The sequence below is a fragment of the Pseudomonas sp. URIL14HWK12:I6 genome (genome assembly GCF_000514195.1).
GTDB classification, from domain to species: Bacteria; Pseudomonadota; Gammaproteobacteria; order Pseudomonadales; family Pseudomonadaceae; genus Aquipseudomonas; species Aquipseudomonas putida_A.
Genome location: NZ_AZVL01000013.1, coordinates 77,267 through 92,950 on the forward strand (window position 1 = coordinate 77,267; position 15,684 = coordinate 92,950).

Here is a 15,684-nt window from a genome sequence, read left to right on the forward strand (position 1 = left end):
GTCGGGCAACTCCTGTTGAACGAACTCTAATCCGCTGCACAGGCGATTCCTATACACCACCCTGCATCCTCAGAGGATCAGGCAAGCATTCAAGAGGAATGCACTAGGGCAGAGGTGAATCGACCGGGAGAATGTGTCAAACCATTACAGGAGAGCCGCGATTCGACAACGCGATCCTGACGCCTCTCGCAATACAGGTAATTCCAATGACTTCCCTTTCTACAGAACAACGCGGCTGGAGCGCCGTGCTGGCCATGTCGCTGGCCGCCTTCGCCCTGGTCGCTTCAGAATTCATGCCGGTCAGTCTGCTGACGCCGATTGCCGCCGAACTGCACATCAGCGAAGGTCAGGCCGGGCAGGGGATTTCCGTGTCCGGTGCATTCGCCCTGATGACCAGCCTGGTGATTGCAGCGGTCGCTGCTCGTGTCGAGCGCAAGAAGCTGCTGTTGGGTCTGACCTTGCTGATGATCGTCTCGGGGACGGTGGTCGCATTCGCGCCGGGCTATCCGTCGTTCATGTTCGGGCGGGCCCTGATCGGTATCGCCATTGGCGGTTTCTGGTCGTTGTCGGCGGCAACCGCGATGCGTCTGGTGCAGCCTGACCAAGTGTCCCGGGCACTGGCCATTGTCAACGGCGGCAACGCGCTGGCGACGGTAATCGCCGCTCCGGCAGGGAGTTTTCTCGGCGCGTTGATAGGCTGGCGCGGCGCGTTCTTCTGTGTGGTGCCGGTCGCCGCGCTGGCGGCCGTGTGGCTGCTGATCAGTCTGCCGTCCTTCAAGCTTGAGCGTCAGGCCGGTAGCGGCAACGCCCTGCGGCTGATGAAGCAATGGCCGGTCGCCTTGGGGATGGTCGCTGTCAGCGTCTTTTTCATGGGGCAGTTCATGCTGTTCACCTACCTGCGGCCCTTTCTGGAGGGGGTCACCGGAGTCAGCGTTGCAACCCTGTCGTTGATGCTGCTGGGGCTGGGGCTTGCCGGTTTTATCGGGACCTTTGTGATCGAAAGATTCCTCGGCACCGGCCTGTACCGCACGCTGACAGTTATCCCGCTGATAATGGCGGTCATTGCACTGGCGCTGGTCAACTTCGGTGCTTCGCCGTTGCTGACTGCGGTGCTGCTCGGACTCTGGGGGCTGGTCGCCACGGCGGCCCCCGTGGGCTGGTGGACATGGCTGGCGCAGACGCTGCCGGAGGATGCCGAAGCCGGCGGAGGCTTGCTCGTGGCCATCGTGCAACTGGCAATCGCCGCAGGGGCCATCGTCGGTGGACTGGCGTTTGATCTGAGCGGTTATAAAGCCACCTTCGAACTCAGCGCGGCGGTGTTGGTGATTGCGTCGGTGCTCGCCTGGTGCGCCGGTCGCAGTGCGACTGAAGTTCATCTGGTCGAGTCGAACGCGGCCGGCTGACGAGGGACACGTTGTCATTTGAGCGTAACGACGACCTTGCCCTTGGCGCGCCCCTGCTCGACGTACTTCAACGCCTCTGCCGTCGAGGCAAACGAGAAGCTGCGGTCAATCACCGGTCGGATGATTGCCTCCTCGACCAGCGTGGCAATTTTTTGCAGTTGTGCACCATTGGCCCGCATGAAGACGAACGTGTAGTTGACCGCCTGCTTGCGCGCCTTGCGCCGGATACCGAAGCTCAACAGGCGCATGACCTGTTGCAATGGCCAGGACAAGCCTTGTTCTTGGGCGAACTGTGCAGTGGGCGGGCCCGAGATGGAAATGAGCTGGCCGCCGGGCTTCAGGACCTTGAGTGATTTTTGCAAAACGTCCGGGCCAAGGCTGTTCAACACCACGTCGTAGTCGTGCAGGACGCTTTCGAAGTCTTGCTGTTTGTAGTCGATGACCAGATCGGCCCCCAGTGCCTTGACCCATTCGACATTCGCGGTGCTGGTGGTCGTGGCGACGAAGGCGCCGAGGTGTCTGGCCAGTTGGATAGCAATGCTGCCAACACCACCGGAGCCTGCGTGAATCAGTACTTTCTGACCTTTTTTCAGTTGTGCGGTTTCGACCAGTACTTGCCACGCTGTCAACGCGACCAAAGGCAGGGACGCGGCTTGTGCCATGCTGGTATTGGCGGGTTTTCGGGCGACCGCGTTTTCGTCCACGGCGATCCATTCGGCGAACGTTCCGATCCGCGTTTCCGGCGGGCGAGCGTAAACCTCGTCCCCCGGTTTGAACTGCGTCACCTGTGAGCCAACCTCAACCACCACACCCGCCAGATCATTGCCCAGTATCAGCGGTAATGCATAGGGCAGAATCAGCTTGAACTCGCCACTGCTGATCTTCGAATCCAGCACATTGACGCTGCTGGCGTGTACCTCAATCAAGACATCACGGGCACCCACCACAGGGGCAGACGCTTCGCCAATGCGCCCGGTGTTCTTTCCATAGCGATCAATCAGAAATGCTTTCATCGTAGTGCGGCTCTTGGCGGTTGTAAGGAGGGTAGCTGGCGCGTTGCGGTGTTGCTGCGCCGTGTCGTCAGGCGTCGAGGAATGCCTGCGCCTTGGCGACAAAATCAACGCAGTGCTGGAAAATCCCGCCGTGGCCGGCATCCTCATAAATCACCAGTTGTGCGTTGGGAATACGCTTGGCCAGCGCCATCGAGTTGACGCTGGGCACCATGATGTCGCTGTCGCCGTTAACGATCAGTGTGGGTATGCGCAAGCGTCCGAGGTCTTGCGGCGGTTGTTGGCCCCACGCGGTGATCGCTTTCAACTGGCGCAGAAAAGCGCTCGGTGTCGGGCCTTTGTCGCGATTGTTTTTGCGTGCTTTCAGGCGTTGCAGATACTGCGACGCAGATCGACGGCCATTGGCTGACGAGGTGAAGAACAGGTAGACCTTGGGATCGCGCAAGGTCAGCAAGCCTTTGAGGATCAATGGCCACGTCACCGAACCGACCTTGTCGATACCGCTGCCGCCGGCCGGACCGGTACCGGTCAGAATCAAGCGACGCACCCGATCAGGCGCCTTCAGGGCAATGTCCTGAGCAACGAAGCCGCCGAGCGAGAATCCCAGTACATCAACGGTTTCCAAGCTCAGCGCCCGGATCAACTGAATGGCATCGTCTGCCATTTCACCGACAGTCAGTGGCGCGGTTCCACCAGAGCCGCCAATACCGCGATAGTCAGTGGTAATGACCCGTCGGGTTCGTGCCAGGCCATCAATGATCGCGGGATCGAAGTTGTCCAGCACGGCGCCCCAATGGTTGAACAGCACCAGAGGCACGCCGATAGCAGGGCCGATGTCGCGGTAAGCGAAGCGAACGCCGTTGACCGTGATCGACTGGTTCGCCGCGTTGCTGAATGGCGTCGACGCGCCAGTGTGGTTATTTGCCAGGATTTGATTCATTTCTGCTCCGGATCGCAGGCCGGATTCGATGCAGTGACTTGCGCCTGCATCGAATCCGCCGCGCGTGCTCGCTACCAGACAATCACTGTGGGTCCAGGTAGCGCTGGGCAACCGCAGACTGACGGATTTGCCCGATCAGGCCCTGACGTGCGCCTTGCAGATCATCCCAGCGTTGCGCTTCGTGCAGTGGCGGGATGGTCACCGGTTCGCGGCGATCGAAACCGACCAGAGCGGCGTCCACCAGATCACCTACTTCCATGATGTCGCTCAAGGTGTTGATGTCGATGCCGGAGCGATCCCAGATCTCCGTACGGGTGGCGGCGGGGAGTACGGCTTGCACGTAGACGCCCTGAGGTGACAGTTCCAGGCTCAGTCCCTGGGACAGGAACAGGACGAAGGCCTTGGTCGCGCCGTAGACGGTCATGCCGAACTCCGGTGCCAGGCCCACCACCGAACCGACGTTGATGATCGCGCCGTCACCAGCCTTGACCAGACGTGGAGCGATGGCGCTGGCCAGGCGCACCAGTGCGGTGGTGTTGAGGGCGACCAGTTGCGCAACGCTGTCGGTGCTTTGGTCGATGAAGTTACCGGAGAGGGCGGCGCCGGCGTTATTGACGAGGATGCCGATACGGGCGTCCTCGCGCAGGCGGTTTTCAACGGTGCTCAGATCAGCGAGTTGGGTCAGGTCCGCCGGGATCACATCGACGGTGACATCGTGTTCGCTGCGCAAGCGGGCTGCAAGTGCGTCCAGGCGTGCCTGGTCGCGGGCGACCAGAACCAGGTCATGGCCGCGTTGCGCGAAGCGCTCGGCGTAGACCGCGCCAATGCCGGTGGAGGCGCCAGTGATCAGAACAGTAGGGCGAGTGCTCATGGGGGATCTCTCTTTCAGGATGTGAGAAACAGAACGCGCTCAGTTGGCGCTGACGCTTGATTCAGCCAGCGTCGGGTAGTCGATGTAGCCTGCCGCACCGCCGCCATAGAGGGTGGCGGGATCGAACGCGGACAATGGCGCGCCCTGCTTGAGGCGCTCCACCAGATCCGGGTTGCCAATGAACGGGCGACCGAAGGCGATCAGGTCGGCCTGGTCTTCGGCGAGCTGCGAAGTCGCCAGGTCCAGGTCATAGCCGTTGTTGGCGATGTAGGTGTTTTTGAAGCGCTGGCGCAGTGCGCCGAAGTCGAAGGGCGCCACGTCGCGCGGGCCACCGGTCGCGCCTTCGACCACGTGCAGATAAACCACGCCGAGGGCATCGAGTTGCTCGGCGACGTAATCGAATTGCGCCTGCGGATCGCTGCTGGAGACGCCGTTGGCCGGCGACACCGGAGACAGGCGCACACCGGTGCGATTGGCGCCGATTTCATCAACGACGGCCGCCGTCACTTCAAGCAACAGACGCGCCCGGTTTTCAATCGAGCCGCCATAGGCGTCGGTTCGCAGATTGGCGCTGTCCCTGAGGAATTGATCGAGCAAATAGCCGTTCGCGCCGTGAATTTCCACGCCATCGAACCCGGCGGTAATCGCGTTTGCCGCAGCCTGGCGAAAATCCGAGACGATCCCTGGCAGTTCAATGGTCTCCAGCGCGCGCGGCGCCGAGACATCTTCAAAGCGATTGTTGACGAAGACTTTGGTGGCGGCGCGTAGCGCAGAAGGGGCCACGGGGGCGGCGCCGTTTTCTTGCAGATCAACGTGCGACACGCGGCCGACATGCCACAGTTGCAGGAAGATTTTTCCGCCCTTGGCATGGACTGCATCGGTCACCTGGCGCCAGCCGTCGATCTGTGCCGGCGTGTAGATTCCCGGGGTGTCCTGATAGCCCTGACCTTGTCGGGAAATCTGCGTGGCTTCACTGATCAGCAAGCCTGCGCTGGCGCGTTGGCTGTAATAGGTGGCCGCGAACTCGCTGGGTACAAAGCCTGCGCCTGCACGGTTGCGAGTCAGCGGTGCGAGGACCACGCGGTTCGACAGCGTCAGGTCGCCAAGTGTGTAAGGGGTGAACAGAGTCTGGTTACTCATCTGGTATTTCTTCCGTGCCCGTTGGTAGAGATCGGTGTGCGTGCAATTAGGATGATGATCGAAATCTAAACTGTCAATGGTTTTGATTATGACCAGCATCTATGTATGATTGGCGCAAGCATTCCCAATGAACACGAGGTACTGCACGTGCGAGTGACCAAGGCCCAGGCGCAGGCCAATCGAGAACATATCGTCGAGACCGCTTCCGAACTGTTCCGTGAGCGGGGCTTTGACGGCGTCGGTGTGGCGGATCTCATGGCGGCTGCCGGTTTCACCCATGGTGGTTTTTACAAGCATTTCGGCTCCAAGGCCGATCTGATGGCTGAAGCCGCTTCCTGCAGTCTTGCCAAGTCGCTGGCAGGTGCCGAAGCGCTCGACGTGCCTGGCTTCATCGATGTCTATGTGACGAAAGAACATCGCGACGGACGTGGCAGCGGTTGCACCATGGCCGCATTGTGTGGCGACGCGGCGCGTCAATCGGATGAGGTGAAAACGACGTTTGCCGAAGGGATCGAGCGCACCCTGCAGACCCTGGGAGACAAATATCCGACCGGGCCGGACGCCGTGGCGGGCGAGGGGAGAAAGAAAATGATCGACCTGCTGTCGCGGGCTGTCGGCGCGATTGTGCTGTCGCGTGCCTGTCCGGATGATTCCGCCCTGGCCGACGAGATCCTTGAGGTGTGCCGCGCTGAAATGCTGGCTTCGTTGCCGGTTGACGAAGAGGTGGTCTGAGGCGGCGCTCGCTCAGTAAACCCAGCACAAAAACGCCCGTACAATCAGCGGCCAACCAACGGCCCGCCACTCAAAAAAAGCGCCGTCAAATCGTAGATTGACGGCGCCTCCTGCTCAGATCCAGACGTCGTTGTCAGCCGTGCGCTCGCCACCTTCGTGCCCGGTGTTACGCACACCCCGAGGCTCGATCATCATCAGGCGCGCTTCTCCTTCCGCTGCCGTCCGATGTTCGATCCCGCGCGGCACGACGTACAGCTCACCCGGTTCGACGTATACGCTGCCATGGGGCAGGTCGATCCGCAGCGTGCCCTCGATCACAATAAAGGCCTCATCGGTTTCCGGGTGGGAGTGCCAGATGAATTCACCTTCGATACGAACCACTTTGAACTGGTAGTCATTCATTTCGGCGACCACACGGGGGCTCCACTGCTGATCGATCAGCGCGGATTTCTGCGCCAGATTGATGGCGTGCAGTGCTGGTACTTTGCTGGTATGTGGCATGACAAATCCTCTATCAGACAGAAGTCGTCAGCCTAGCGGAGGGGTTATTGGCGATGCTTGTACGATCCTGCAAGTTGCCTTTGCCCCAGGACGCGTTCCAGCCAACGCGACGGAGATACCCCATAAGTGCGGGTGAAGTGCCGGGTCATATGACTTTGGTCGTGAAAACCCGCAGCCAGGGCGGCATCCACCAGCGAGAATCGGTCAAGCAGCAGCGTGCGCAATATATCCAGGCGACGCAGGGTCACAAAGCGATAGGGGCTGGTGCCAAACAGCACTCTGAAGTCCCGAGAGAGGCTCCATCTTTCACGACCGCTGGCGCGCTCCAGCATTTCCAGCGTAATGCTCTGGTGCAGGTGAGCCATGATGAATTCCCTTGCGCGCTCGGCTGCCGGGTAATCGAGCAGTTTGCGCCCGCGAGGTTTGCCGGCCACGGCGCGCAGGGCCATAGCCAGATCAAACAGGGCGTCCTGTTCTTCCAGCGGATCAAGTGAGTAATCCATCGCCTGCACGAACGCTTCGCTGGCGCGATACAGGCGTGGGTCGCTGGACAGACCTCCGGCGATGAAGGGTAGCGGTTCACCCTTCAACACCTGCTGAATCAAAGCCGGATCGATATAGGCCATTCGATAGCGAAACCCCGCTTCGGTCCCGGCCATGCCATCGTGCAGTTCATCAGGATGCAGGAGCAAGGTGTTTCCCGGTAAGCCGTGGCGCAGGCTGCCCTTGTAGTGAAAGCTTTGCACGCCAGAGAGTGTGCGACCGATCGAGTAAGTATCGTGCCGATGTGTGTGGTAGCCATGGCCGCCAAACCGGGCTTCGATACGTTCTATCCGCCCCGGCTGTGTGCTGCGCACTACCCAATCGGAATCTGGATCTGGTCTGGACTGTTCCATGGTTTCACTGTCCTTGAGAGAAGCCTGCTGCGAGCGATGATAGCCAACCTGATCGAAAGCAGGGTGTCACCGTTGCCCTCGCGTATTTTGCGCCAGACGCTCACGCCAGTTGCCACCGTGCGTGCGTTGGCATCCTTCCTCGGAGTCGAAACGCACGTTGCGCTCTGAAGGGGACAGGTCGATATCGGCTTCCCTCAGCGCAGTGGCCGTCAGTTCGAAGAGGCGTGCCTTGGCGTCAGTCAGGGCGAGGTTTTTGTCGGCTTCGGTGTCGAACACCCAAATGACATTCAGGGTCGCCGCCAATGCGTTCAGGTCAGCGGTGTGAGTCAGCCAGGTGAAGCCCTGGATTTCAGCTTTTGCGGCTTCACATGCGTCGGTGAGCGTGGCAATCAAGCGCCGCTCGATCCGCGCCAGTTCTCGTTTTCCAGCAGGCATTGCAGATCCTTTGACGACAGTGGTGGTGTGGTCTCAATGTAATTGCTGAGGTTCACAAATTCTCATATCCAACCCGAATACCCTGTGGGAGCGAGCTTGCTCGCGAAAGCGGTAGGTCTGTTATGTCAGTGTTGACTGACTTGGCGCCTTCGCGAGCAAGCTCGCCCCCACAAAGGTTGCTGTGAACCGGGATGTCCCTGTCCAGCACAAATGTTTGTGGGAATGTGGCGTCAGTCCAGATCGCTGGCCTGATGTCGCTCCGCAACCTGACTGGCCTCGTCACCCCAGGTGCGATTGACGCGCTGGCCACGAATCACCGCAGGGCGTTGGGCGATGTCCTCTGCCCAGCGCTGCACGTGGGTGTATTCGTGGGCCGCTAGAAATTCGGCGGCCGCATACACGTTGTTGCGCACCAGTTGGCCGTACCACGGCCAGACCGCGATGTCGGCGATGGTGTAGCTGTCGCCGGCCAGATAGCGGCTCTCGCCAAGGCGCCGGTCAAGCACATCGAGCTGACGCTTGGCTTCCATGGTGAAGCGGTTGATCGGGTATTCGAGCTTCTCCGGCGCATACGCGTAGAAGTGCCCGAAGCCACCGCCCAGATAAGGTGCGGCGCCCATCTGCCAGAACAGCCAGTTCAGGGTTTCCGTGCGGCCGGCGGGATCTTTCGGCAGGAAGGCGCCGAATTTCTCTGCCAGATACAGCAGGATCGAACCGGATTCGAATACCCGAATCGGCGGCTGTGCGCTACGGTCGAGCAGCGCCGGAATCTTCGAGTTCGGATTGATCTCGACAAAACCGCTGGAGAACTGATCGCCCTCGTTGATGCGGATCAGCCACGCGTCGTACTCGGCCTCGGTGTGCCCCAGTGCGAGCAATTCTTCCAGCAGGATGGTCACCTTGACGCCGTTGGGCGTCGCCAGTGAATACAGCTGCAGCGGGTGTTTGCCCACGGGCAGGGTTTTTTCATGCGTCGGCCCGGCAATCGGGCGGTTGATGCTGGCGAAATGGCCGCCGGACGGGGCTTCGTGTTTCCAGACTTTGGGCGGTACGTAGGGCGCTTTACTCATGAAATGGGCCTCATGGTGAACTTGCCGAGAATGACCTGACGGGTATCAGACCAGACAGCATAAACGCTCTAGCTCAAGACTGCGCAACCCCCGGAATGATCAAACACGCCGCCAGACCCATCAACGCGATCCCGATGACCTTGTCGAGGAGCCGCTGTTTTTCCAGCAGGCGCCGGCGTAACCGTTCGGTGGAGAAAAACAGCGCGACCAGGCTGAACCACAGCCAATGAATGACCGACATGAACAGGCCATAGGCGAAGTTCAACGTCAGCGAACTGCCTGGCTCCACCACCTGACTGTACGCCGCTACCACGAACAACATGGTTTTCGGATTCAGTGCATTGGTCAGAAAACCTGAGCAGAACACCTTCCAGGCACGGGGTGCCGAAGCGCTCGCCTCGGCAAATGTCAGTACAGATTTATTGGTGAAGGATTTGATGCCCAGATAGACCAGGTAGCCGGCACCCAGCAGTTTCATCATCCAGAACAGCAGCGGCGATTGGGTGATGATCAGCGCCACCCCGAACACCGTGTAGAACACATGAACCTGCACGCCACAGGCGATGCCCAGCGCAGCCAGCAAACCACTGCGCCGCCCGTAGGCATAACTGTTGCGAGTGACCATGGCAAAGTCCGGGCCGGGGCTGATCACCGCCAGAACAGTGATGGCGATTACCAGAAACAATTCATTCATCCCTACGCTCCATCGCGTTATTTGCGCTACTTGAATTCACAGATACAGAGCCTGCAGCATCGCCGCCAACAGCGTGGATGGAATTAACAGGCCCTGAGCGGCGACATGATGGAGAAGTGTCTTTGGCAAAAAAAACGATTTATAGTCGCGAAAATCTGTGAGAAATCATCGTCTATATGAACCTGCCTCCGCTGGCTGCCTTTCGCTTCTTCAACACCGCCGCCCAGACCCAGAGTTTCGTCAAGGCCGCTGAGTTGCTGCACGTCACCCACGGCGCGGTCAGCCGTCAGGTGCGCTTGCTGGAGGAGGCGATCGGGGTCGAATTGTTCGAGCGGCGTAACCGCGCGATTTTTCTCAATCACGCGGGACGCTTGCTGTTCAACGTCACCGCGCCGATGTTCGAGCAATTGCAGAACACGGTTTATCGCCTGCAGCGTGAAGTCCACGACGATGTGCTGGTGGTGTCCTGCGAGCCAACCATCGCCATGAAGTGGTTGATCCCGCGCTTGCCTGACTTCCACAGCGCACACCCACAGTTGCAGGTGCAATTGCTGACGGCCGGCGGACCGATCGACTTCGCTCGTTCAGGCGTGGATCTGGCGATCCGCCGCGACGATTTCCATTGGGACGAGACCGTGCACGCCGTGACTGTTTGTGAAGAGTGGATCGGTCCGGTTTGCGTGCTGTCCAGTCGTCCTGACGGCGATCATTTGCGCGGCGCCTACCTGCTGCACAGCAAGACCCGCCCGCAGGCGTGGGACAACTGGATGCGACAGACCCGGATCAGCGCGGCAGGGGGCAGTCGGGTCGATTACGAGCATTTCTACCTGTGCATTCAGGCCGCGCTGGCCGGGCTGGGCGTCGGTATGGCGTCGTTTCTGATGGTGCAGGACGAACTCAAATCCGGCCATTTGATCGCGCCGTTCGGCTTCGTTCGCGACGGTTCGAGTTATTGCCTGCTGTCACCGCGACCCTTCGAACAGAGCGCCAATGCCATGCTTTTTCGTGAGTGGATTAGCCAGCAGATGAGTGCGTGCAGCCAATGGCTCGGGGGTGATCTGCAGCTTTGAAGACAGAGCGCTGCATTCATCAGCCAGGCATGATCAACGGGCTTGCATCGGCCAGCGCCTGTTCAGGTGCTCCGTCAAATAATCCATGAAGGCTCTGACCTTCGGCGTCATCGCTGCACGTTCCTGCACGCATGCATAGATGTCCATCGGTTCGACATGCCCGTGGGTTTCACCCGGAAGATCTTCGAACAGTTGCACCAGTTGACCGCTCTCGAGATAGGGCGCAGCGACGAATTCGGCCAGGCGCGTGACACCTGCGCCGTTGACTGCCATTTGCGCCAAGGCATCGATGTCGTCGCTGATGGCGGTGGCGTTGATCGGGGCGTCGTAGCGTTGGCCGTCGCGGATGAGGCCCCAGCGCAGAAAGCGTCCATCCAGTGGATAGCGAAACGCGAGGCAGGCGTGGTGTTGCAGCTCTTGCGGTGATTGCGGCACCCCGGCGCGCGCAAGGTAGGCGGGAGCGGCGCAGAAGATGAACGGCAGGGAAACAATCCGGCGCGCGACGATGCCGTCTTCCAGTTGCGGCTTGATCCGCAGGCTCAGGTCGATGCCGTCCTGGATGTGGTTGATTTTGCCGTTGGTGGTCGACAGCTCGACCAGCAGGCGTGGATGCAGCGCGGCGAAACTGGCGAGTAACGGCGCCAGGACGTGGCGGCCGAATGCACTGGTGGAGGCGATGCTCAAACGCCCTTGCAGTTCGCTTTCATCGCCGACGATCGAACTTTGCGCCGACTCCAGATCAGCCGCGATGCGTCGGACCTTTTCGTAATACAGCGCACCATTTTCGGTGAGGGCCATGCTGCGGGTGGTGCGTTGCAGCAGGCGAACGCCGAGGTGCGTTTCGAGGCGACTGAGGGTCTGGCTCACCGCGGCCGCACTGACGCCCAGGGTCTTGGCGGCGCCGACGATGGAGCCTGCTTCGACCACTTTGATAAAACTGGCAATCGCCGCCAACAGATTCATCCGTGTCCCGCCGCGTGGGTTTGATTCGTAAGTTGTGCTTTATAAAGTACCTGTGGCGGGCCGTCTAGTTGAGGGCAGGGGGCTTTGCTAAGGTGCCGGCTCCCTGTCAATGGATGGAAAAGCCATATGAATCAAAGAACCACTACCGATGCCTTGTATCCCAACAGGCGCAAGCTGTCGCCGCGTGCAACGCCGTACGTGTTTGCGTTGTACATGGCGACGATCATGGCGTTCCTGATGTCGCTGGTGATCACCGCTGCCAACTCCGGGATTGATAACGACTACCTGAGTAATGCCTTGCACGCCTACAAGCTGGCGATGCCGGTGGCTTTCCTTTGCATCCTCGTGGTGCGGCCGATCGTGATCAAACTGGTGGCGATGACGGTGCATCCGCATCGCTGAGATACGCCTCAGAAAAACTCGTCGAGCAACTGATAAAAGGCGATTTTTTGCTGATCCGGTTGCACTCCGTAAGCCTCGAAAAATACCGGCAGCCATTGCTCGCCCAGGTTGTAGGCGATGCTGTGGGCTGCCAGTGCCAAGTCCTGAAACCGATCGGCAACCCCCAGTCGCCCGCAGTCGACGAAACCGCTGAAGCGACCGTTGTCGGCGAGCAAGTTGGGCAGGCATGCGTCGCCATGGGTCACCACCAGGTCTTCGCTGTGCGGGCGCGCGGCCAGCATCTGCTCGAACACCGCTTCGGCGCTTTGGCCGAGGCGCGAATCGTCGAAATCTTCTTCATCGATCAAACCAGCCAGCAGGTGCTCGCGGGCCAAGGCGATTTTCGCATCGAGGCGATGATCGAATGGGCAGTTTTTGATGTCGAGCGCATGCAAGGTGCGCAAGGCATTAGCCGCCAGCGAGACAATTTGCTGCGGTGCGAGATGCTCGCTGCTGGCGAGGTCACGCCCCGGTACGGCAGTCATCAGCAACCAGAAGCGCTCGCTTTCTTCGACGCTGTCGAGCACGCGCGCCGCTGGCAGATCCTGCTCCGCCAGCCAGCGCAGGCGCTGCACTTCGCCGGGCAATTCGGCAAAGGAAATCCGCGGTTCCGATTTGACGAACAGCGGGTCTGATCCAGCGGGCGTGAGGCGGAACACGTCGGCACGGGATTCACCGATGGTTTGTTGTTCGTAGCGGATATCAGCGAAGCGTTGGCGCCATGTCTGTGGCAGATCCATTTTCATTCGTCCCTTGTGACAGTGGGCGCCAGTGCGCCTTCAAGAATTCGATAAACACTTTGACCTTGCGCGTACTGCGCCGGTGCGCCAGGTACAGCACGTAGATCCACGGGCCGAACGCGCTTGGCTCACGCCAGTATTCGGGCATCACTTCTACCAGTTCACCGCGCGCCAGATACGCTGCGGCGCTCCATTGCGGCAGAAACTGCAGGCCCTGACCCTTCAGCAGACATGCCAGCAGGAAGTCGTAATTGTCGCTGGCTACTCGCGGGTTCGGCTGGGTCAGGCGAATCCGCCGGTCCCCTTGCTTGACCCACCAGAAATGCCGGTTGAGCAGCGGGTGGCGGAAGATCAGCCACTCGTGCTGCTGATAGTTGTCCAGTGACACCTCTTTGCCCTTGCGCGCCAGGTACGCCGGGCTGGCGCACAACACCACGTGATTCTCGACGATAGGTTGGGCGATCACCCCCGGCAGGTCGATCGGGCCATCACGCAGCGCCAGATCGTAACCGCCATCCACCGGATCGTCATAGCTGTCGCTCAAGTCGACTTCCAGATGCACCTGCGGGTGGGCGTCGAGAAAACGGCAGCAGACTTCGTTGAGAAACGCCGGGGCGAAGGAGGGCGGGGCGGTGATGCGCAAGCCGCCGCTCAATTCGTGCTTGAGCTGTTCGACGCCTTCGCAGGCCAGTTGCAATTGCATCAGCGCCTGCCGCGCACCGTCCAGATAAATCCGTCCGGCCTCGGTCAGCGCCATGCGTCTGGTCGTGCGGTCGAACAGGCGCGTGCCGAGCTCGTCTTCCAGCTGCGCCACGGCTTTGGTCAGGGCTGACGGCGTCTTGCCGAGCACATCGGCGGCGCGGCTGAAATTGCCGTGTTCGGCGGTGGCGACGAACATGGTCAGGGCACTCATCTTGTCCATTGATCTATTCCTGCTGGGCACAGAAGTTGTGCGCGAGGTGGCATTCAGTTATCGCCAGGGCTTGGATAGGCTTGCTCGCAGCCTAACAAAAATAAAGAGAAGCCTCATGAAGCAGCTACTGACGCTGATGGTGTCATCGGCACTGGCCTGTGCCTCACTGGAAAGTCTGGCGTCCGCCGATCTGATCCTGCACAACGCCAGGGTCTACACCGCCGAACCCGGCCAAGCCTTGCAGCAAGCGGTTGCGGTGGAACACGGCAAGATCCTCGCCGTGGGCACGGATGCGCAGGTGATGCGTCTGAAGACGGCGGCCACGCAAGTGATCGACCTGCACGGCAAGGTGCTGATGCCCGGCTTCATCGACTCGCATTCGCACACCATCAAGGGCGGTCTGCAGATGTTGCAGGCCAACCTCGACGGGCAACTGTTGCCGCTTGATCAACTGGAACAGCACCTGCGGAAATGGCGTCAGGACGGCAAGGCGCAGCGTGGAGAATTCCTCAGTGTCGGCGGATTGCCGTCGACTTACTGGAGCGACATTGCCGGCCTTGAACAGCGCTTCAATCAGGGCGAATGGGCGAACCAGCCGATCCTGCTGCTGGGCTGGGATCTGCACACCGGCTGGGCCAATCGGGCCATGCTCGACCGCGCTGGCGTGACGGCTGAAAAGATCAAGGCACTCAAAGGCGAAGAGCAGGCGACCATCGGCCACCACCCCGACGGCAGCCCGGATGGCTTCCTCGTCGATGCCGGTCTGTACCCGGTGCAGGCCTTGCTGCCGCCGCCGACGGCTGATGAGTTGCTGGCGGGCGGGCGCGCGGCTCTGAACTACTACAAGAGCCTGGGGATCACCGGGTGGCTGGACCCGCTCGCCAACGAGGTCCCCGGCAGTGACGTTACCAACACCTCGCTCGGCGTGCTGCCGACCTACAAAAAACTCTCGGAAAACGGCGAACTCACCGCTCACGTTGCGGCGCTGCTGATGGCGGACTCCAAGGCTAGGCCGACCGACCTTGATGAGCTGGACAAGGTGCGCCAACAGTTTCTCGGGGTCAGCAACCTGACTCTGCCGGGGATCAAGATCTTCGCCGATGGTGTGGCCGAAGTGCCGGCGCAAAGCGCGGCGATGCTTGAGCCTTACCGCAACTCGAAAAACACCGGTGAGCTGCTGATCGACCCGGCGCACTTCGGCGAGCTGGTCAGTGCCGCCGATGCCCGTGGCTGGCTGGTGCACATCCACGCCATCGGCGACCGTGCGGTACGTGAATCGCTCAACGGCATCGAGCAGGCGCGCAAGGATCGGCAGAGCGGCATCGCCCATTCGATCACCCACCTGCAAATGGTCAACCCAAAGGAATTCGCCCGATTCAAGGCGTTGAATGTGATCGCCTCGATGCAGATGTTCTGGGCCGCTGCCGACGAGTCGAGCATGGATCTGGTCAAGCCTTACGTCAGCGCGATGGCCTTCATGTACACCTATCCCGCGCGCTCGCTGCTCAAGAATGGCGCGACCATCGCCGGTGCCAGTGACTGGCCGATCACCACCCCCGAACCGTGGAAGGCGATCTATCAGGCCGTCAGCCGCAAAGGCCCGAAAGGCGTGCTCAACGCCGCTGAAGACATCGACCGCCAGACGATGTTCCAGGCCTACACCCTCAACGCAGCCAAAGTGCTGCGCCTGGAAGACCGGATCGGTTCGCTCAAACCCGGCAAGCAGGCCGACATGATCGTCCTCGACCGCGATGTGTTCAGTGTCGAGCCGCAGGCCCTGCGCGACACCCAAGTGCTCAATACCTGGTTTGCCGGGCGCGAAATCTACCGCCGCAAGCCTTGACGGCATCTCTCTGTAAAGTAAC

The 15,684-nt window shown here is 60.5% G+C and carries 17 protein-coding genes; 5 read left to right on the forward strand and 12 right to left on the reverse strand.

Going from position 1 to position 15,684, the window contains the following annotated elements:
* The first annotated feature begins 206 nt into the window (after positions 1-206).
* Positions 207-1,403, forward strand: coding sequence for an MFS transporter (locus H043_RS0118080; RefSeq protein WP_027613022.1), 1,197 nt, complete (start codon positions 207-209; stop codon positions 1,401-1,403).
* 14 nt (positions 1,404-1,417) lie between these two features.
* Here H043_RS0118080 and H043_RS0118085 read toward each other — a convergent pair whose 3' ends face one another.
* The 4 genes from H043_RS0118085 to H043_RS0118100 form a co-directional block, all read right to left on the reverse strand.
* Positions 1,418-2,416 (reverse strand): NADP-dependent oxidoreductase, encoded by a 999-nt coding sequence (locus H043_RS0118085; RefSeq protein ID WP_027613023.1) that lies wholly within the window; start codon positions 2,414-2,416, stop codon positions 1,418-1,420.
* Between the two features lie 67 nt (positions 2,417-2,483).
* On the reverse strand, positions 2,484-3,353 hold the full coding sequence (locus H043_RS0118090; protein WP_027613024.1) for an alpha/beta fold hydrolase: 870 nt from the start codon (positions 3,351-3,353) through the stop codon (positions 2,484-2,486).
* A gap of 82 nt (positions 3,354-3,435) precedes the next feature.
* Positions 3,436-4,224 carry an SDR family oxidoreductase gene (locus H043_RS0118095; RefSeq protein WP_027613025.1) on the reverse strand — a complete coding sequence of 263 codons (789 nt, stop codon included), beginning with the start codon at positions 4,222-4,224 and terminating at the stop codon, positions 3,436-3,438.
* A 39-nt stretch (positions 4,225-4,263) separates the two neighbouring features.
* The gene (locus tag H043_RS0118100; RefSeq protein WP_027613026.1) at positions 4,264-5,364 is read right to left on the reverse strand and encodes an alkene reductase; all 1,101 of its coding nucleotides are present in this window, start codon (positions 5,362-5,364) and stop codon (positions 4,264-4,266) included.
* A 105-nt stretch (positions 5,365-5,469) separates the two neighbouring features.
* Between H043_RS0118100 and H043_RS0118105 the strand changes: the two genes are divergently transcribed.
* On the forward strand, positions 5,470-6,096 hold the full coding sequence (locus tag H043_RS0118105) for a TetR/AcrR family transcriptional regulator (protein ID WP_049827906.1): 627 nt from the start codon (positions 5,470-5,472) through the stop codon (positions 6,094-6,096).
* Between the two features lie 114 nt (positions 6,097-6,210).
* On the opposite strand, the gene H043_RS0118110 is transcribed toward H043_RS0118105, so the two are convergent.
* From H043_RS0118110 to H043_RS0118130, 5 genes are all read right to left on the reverse strand, one after another.
* Entirely contained in the window at positions 6,211-6,597 is a 387-nt protein-coding gene (locus H043_RS0118110; protein WP_047294860.1) for a cupin domain-containing protein, read from the reverse strand.
* A 44-nt stretch (positions 6,598-6,641) separates the two neighbouring features.
* Positions 6,642-7,493: an AraC family transcriptional regulator gene (locus tag H043_RS0118115; RefSeq protein WP_027613029.1), complete on the reverse strand. Its 852-nt coding sequence runs from the start codon at positions 7,491-7,493 to the stop codon at positions 6,642-6,644.
* 66 nt (positions 7,494-7,559) lie between these two features.
* Positions 7,560-7,928: a hypothetical protein gene (locus H043_RS0118120; RefSeq protein WP_027613030.1), complete on the reverse strand. Its 369-nt coding sequence runs from the start codon at positions 7,926-7,928 to the stop codon at positions 7,560-7,562.
* A 230-nt stretch (positions 7,929-8,158) separates the two neighbouring features.
* Positions 8,159-8,998: a glutathione-dependent disulfide-bond oxidoreductase gene (gene yghU, locus H043_RS0118125; protein ID WP_027613031.1), complete on the reverse strand. Its 840-nt coding sequence runs from the start codon at positions 8,996-8,998 to the stop codon at positions 8,159-8,161.
* Between the two features lie 73 nt (positions 8,999-9,071).
* The gene (locus H043_RS0118130) at positions 9,072-9,692 is read right to left on the reverse strand and encodes a LysE family translocator (RefSeq protein WP_027613032.1); all 621 of its coding nucleotides are present in this window, start codon (positions 9,690-9,692) and stop codon (positions 9,072-9,074) included.
* A gap of 176 nt (positions 9,693-9,868) precedes the next feature.
* Between H043_RS0118130 and H043_RS0118135 the strand changes: the two genes are divergently transcribed.
* Positions 9,869-10,762, forward strand: coding sequence for a LysR substrate-binding domain-containing protein (locus tag H043_RS0118135; RefSeq protein ID WP_027613033.1), 894 nt, complete (start codon positions 9,869-9,871; stop codon positions 10,760-10,762).
* A 33-nt stretch (positions 10,763-10,795) separates the two neighbouring features.
* Here the strand turns inward: H043_RS0118135 and H043_RS0118140 are convergent, their stop codons facing one another.
* Positions 10,796-11,725, reverse strand: coding sequence for a LysR family transcriptional regulator (locus H043_RS0118140; protein ID WP_027613034.1), 930 nt, complete (start codon positions 11,723-11,725; stop codon positions 10,796-10,798).
* A gap of 126 nt (positions 11,726-11,851) precedes the next feature.
* Between H043_RS0118140 and H043_RS0118145 the strand changes: the two genes are divergently transcribed.
* Positions 11,852-12,127: a DUF2798 domain-containing protein gene (locus H043_RS0118145; protein ID WP_027613035.1), complete on the forward strand. Its 276-nt coding sequence runs from the start codon at positions 11,852-11,854 to the stop codon at positions 12,125-12,127.
* A gap of 8 nt (positions 12,128-12,135) precedes the next feature.
* On the opposite strand, the gene H043_RS0118150 is transcribed toward H043_RS0118145, so the two are convergent.
* Together H043_RS0118150 and H043_RS0118155 are read right to left on the reverse strand one after the other, a co-directional pair.
* Positions 12,136-12,906, reverse strand: a complete 771-nt coding sequence (locus tag H043_RS0118150) for an APH(3')-II family aminoglycoside O-phosphotransferase (RefSeq protein ID WP_027613036.1) — start codon at positions 12,904-12,906, stop codon at positions 12,136-12,138.
* The gene (locus H043_RS0118155) at positions 12,869-13,828 is read right to left on the reverse strand and encodes a LysR family transcriptional regulator (protein ID WP_027613037.1); all 960 of its coding nucleotides are present in this window, start codon (positions 13,826-13,828) and stop codon (positions 12,869-12,871) included. The genes H043_RS0118150 and H043_RS0118155 overlap by 38 nt, the downstream gene beginning before the upstream one ends.
* Before the next feature lie 106 nt (positions 13,829-13,934).
* On the opposite strand from H043_RS0118155, the gene H043_RS0118160 reads away from it, so the two are divergent.
* Positions 13,935-15,662, forward strand: coding sequence for an amidohydrolase (locus H043_RS0118160; RefSeq protein ID WP_027613038.1), 1,728 nt, complete (start codon positions 13,935-13,937; stop codon positions 15,660-15,662).
* Positions 15,663-15,684 lie beyond the last annotated feature (22 nt).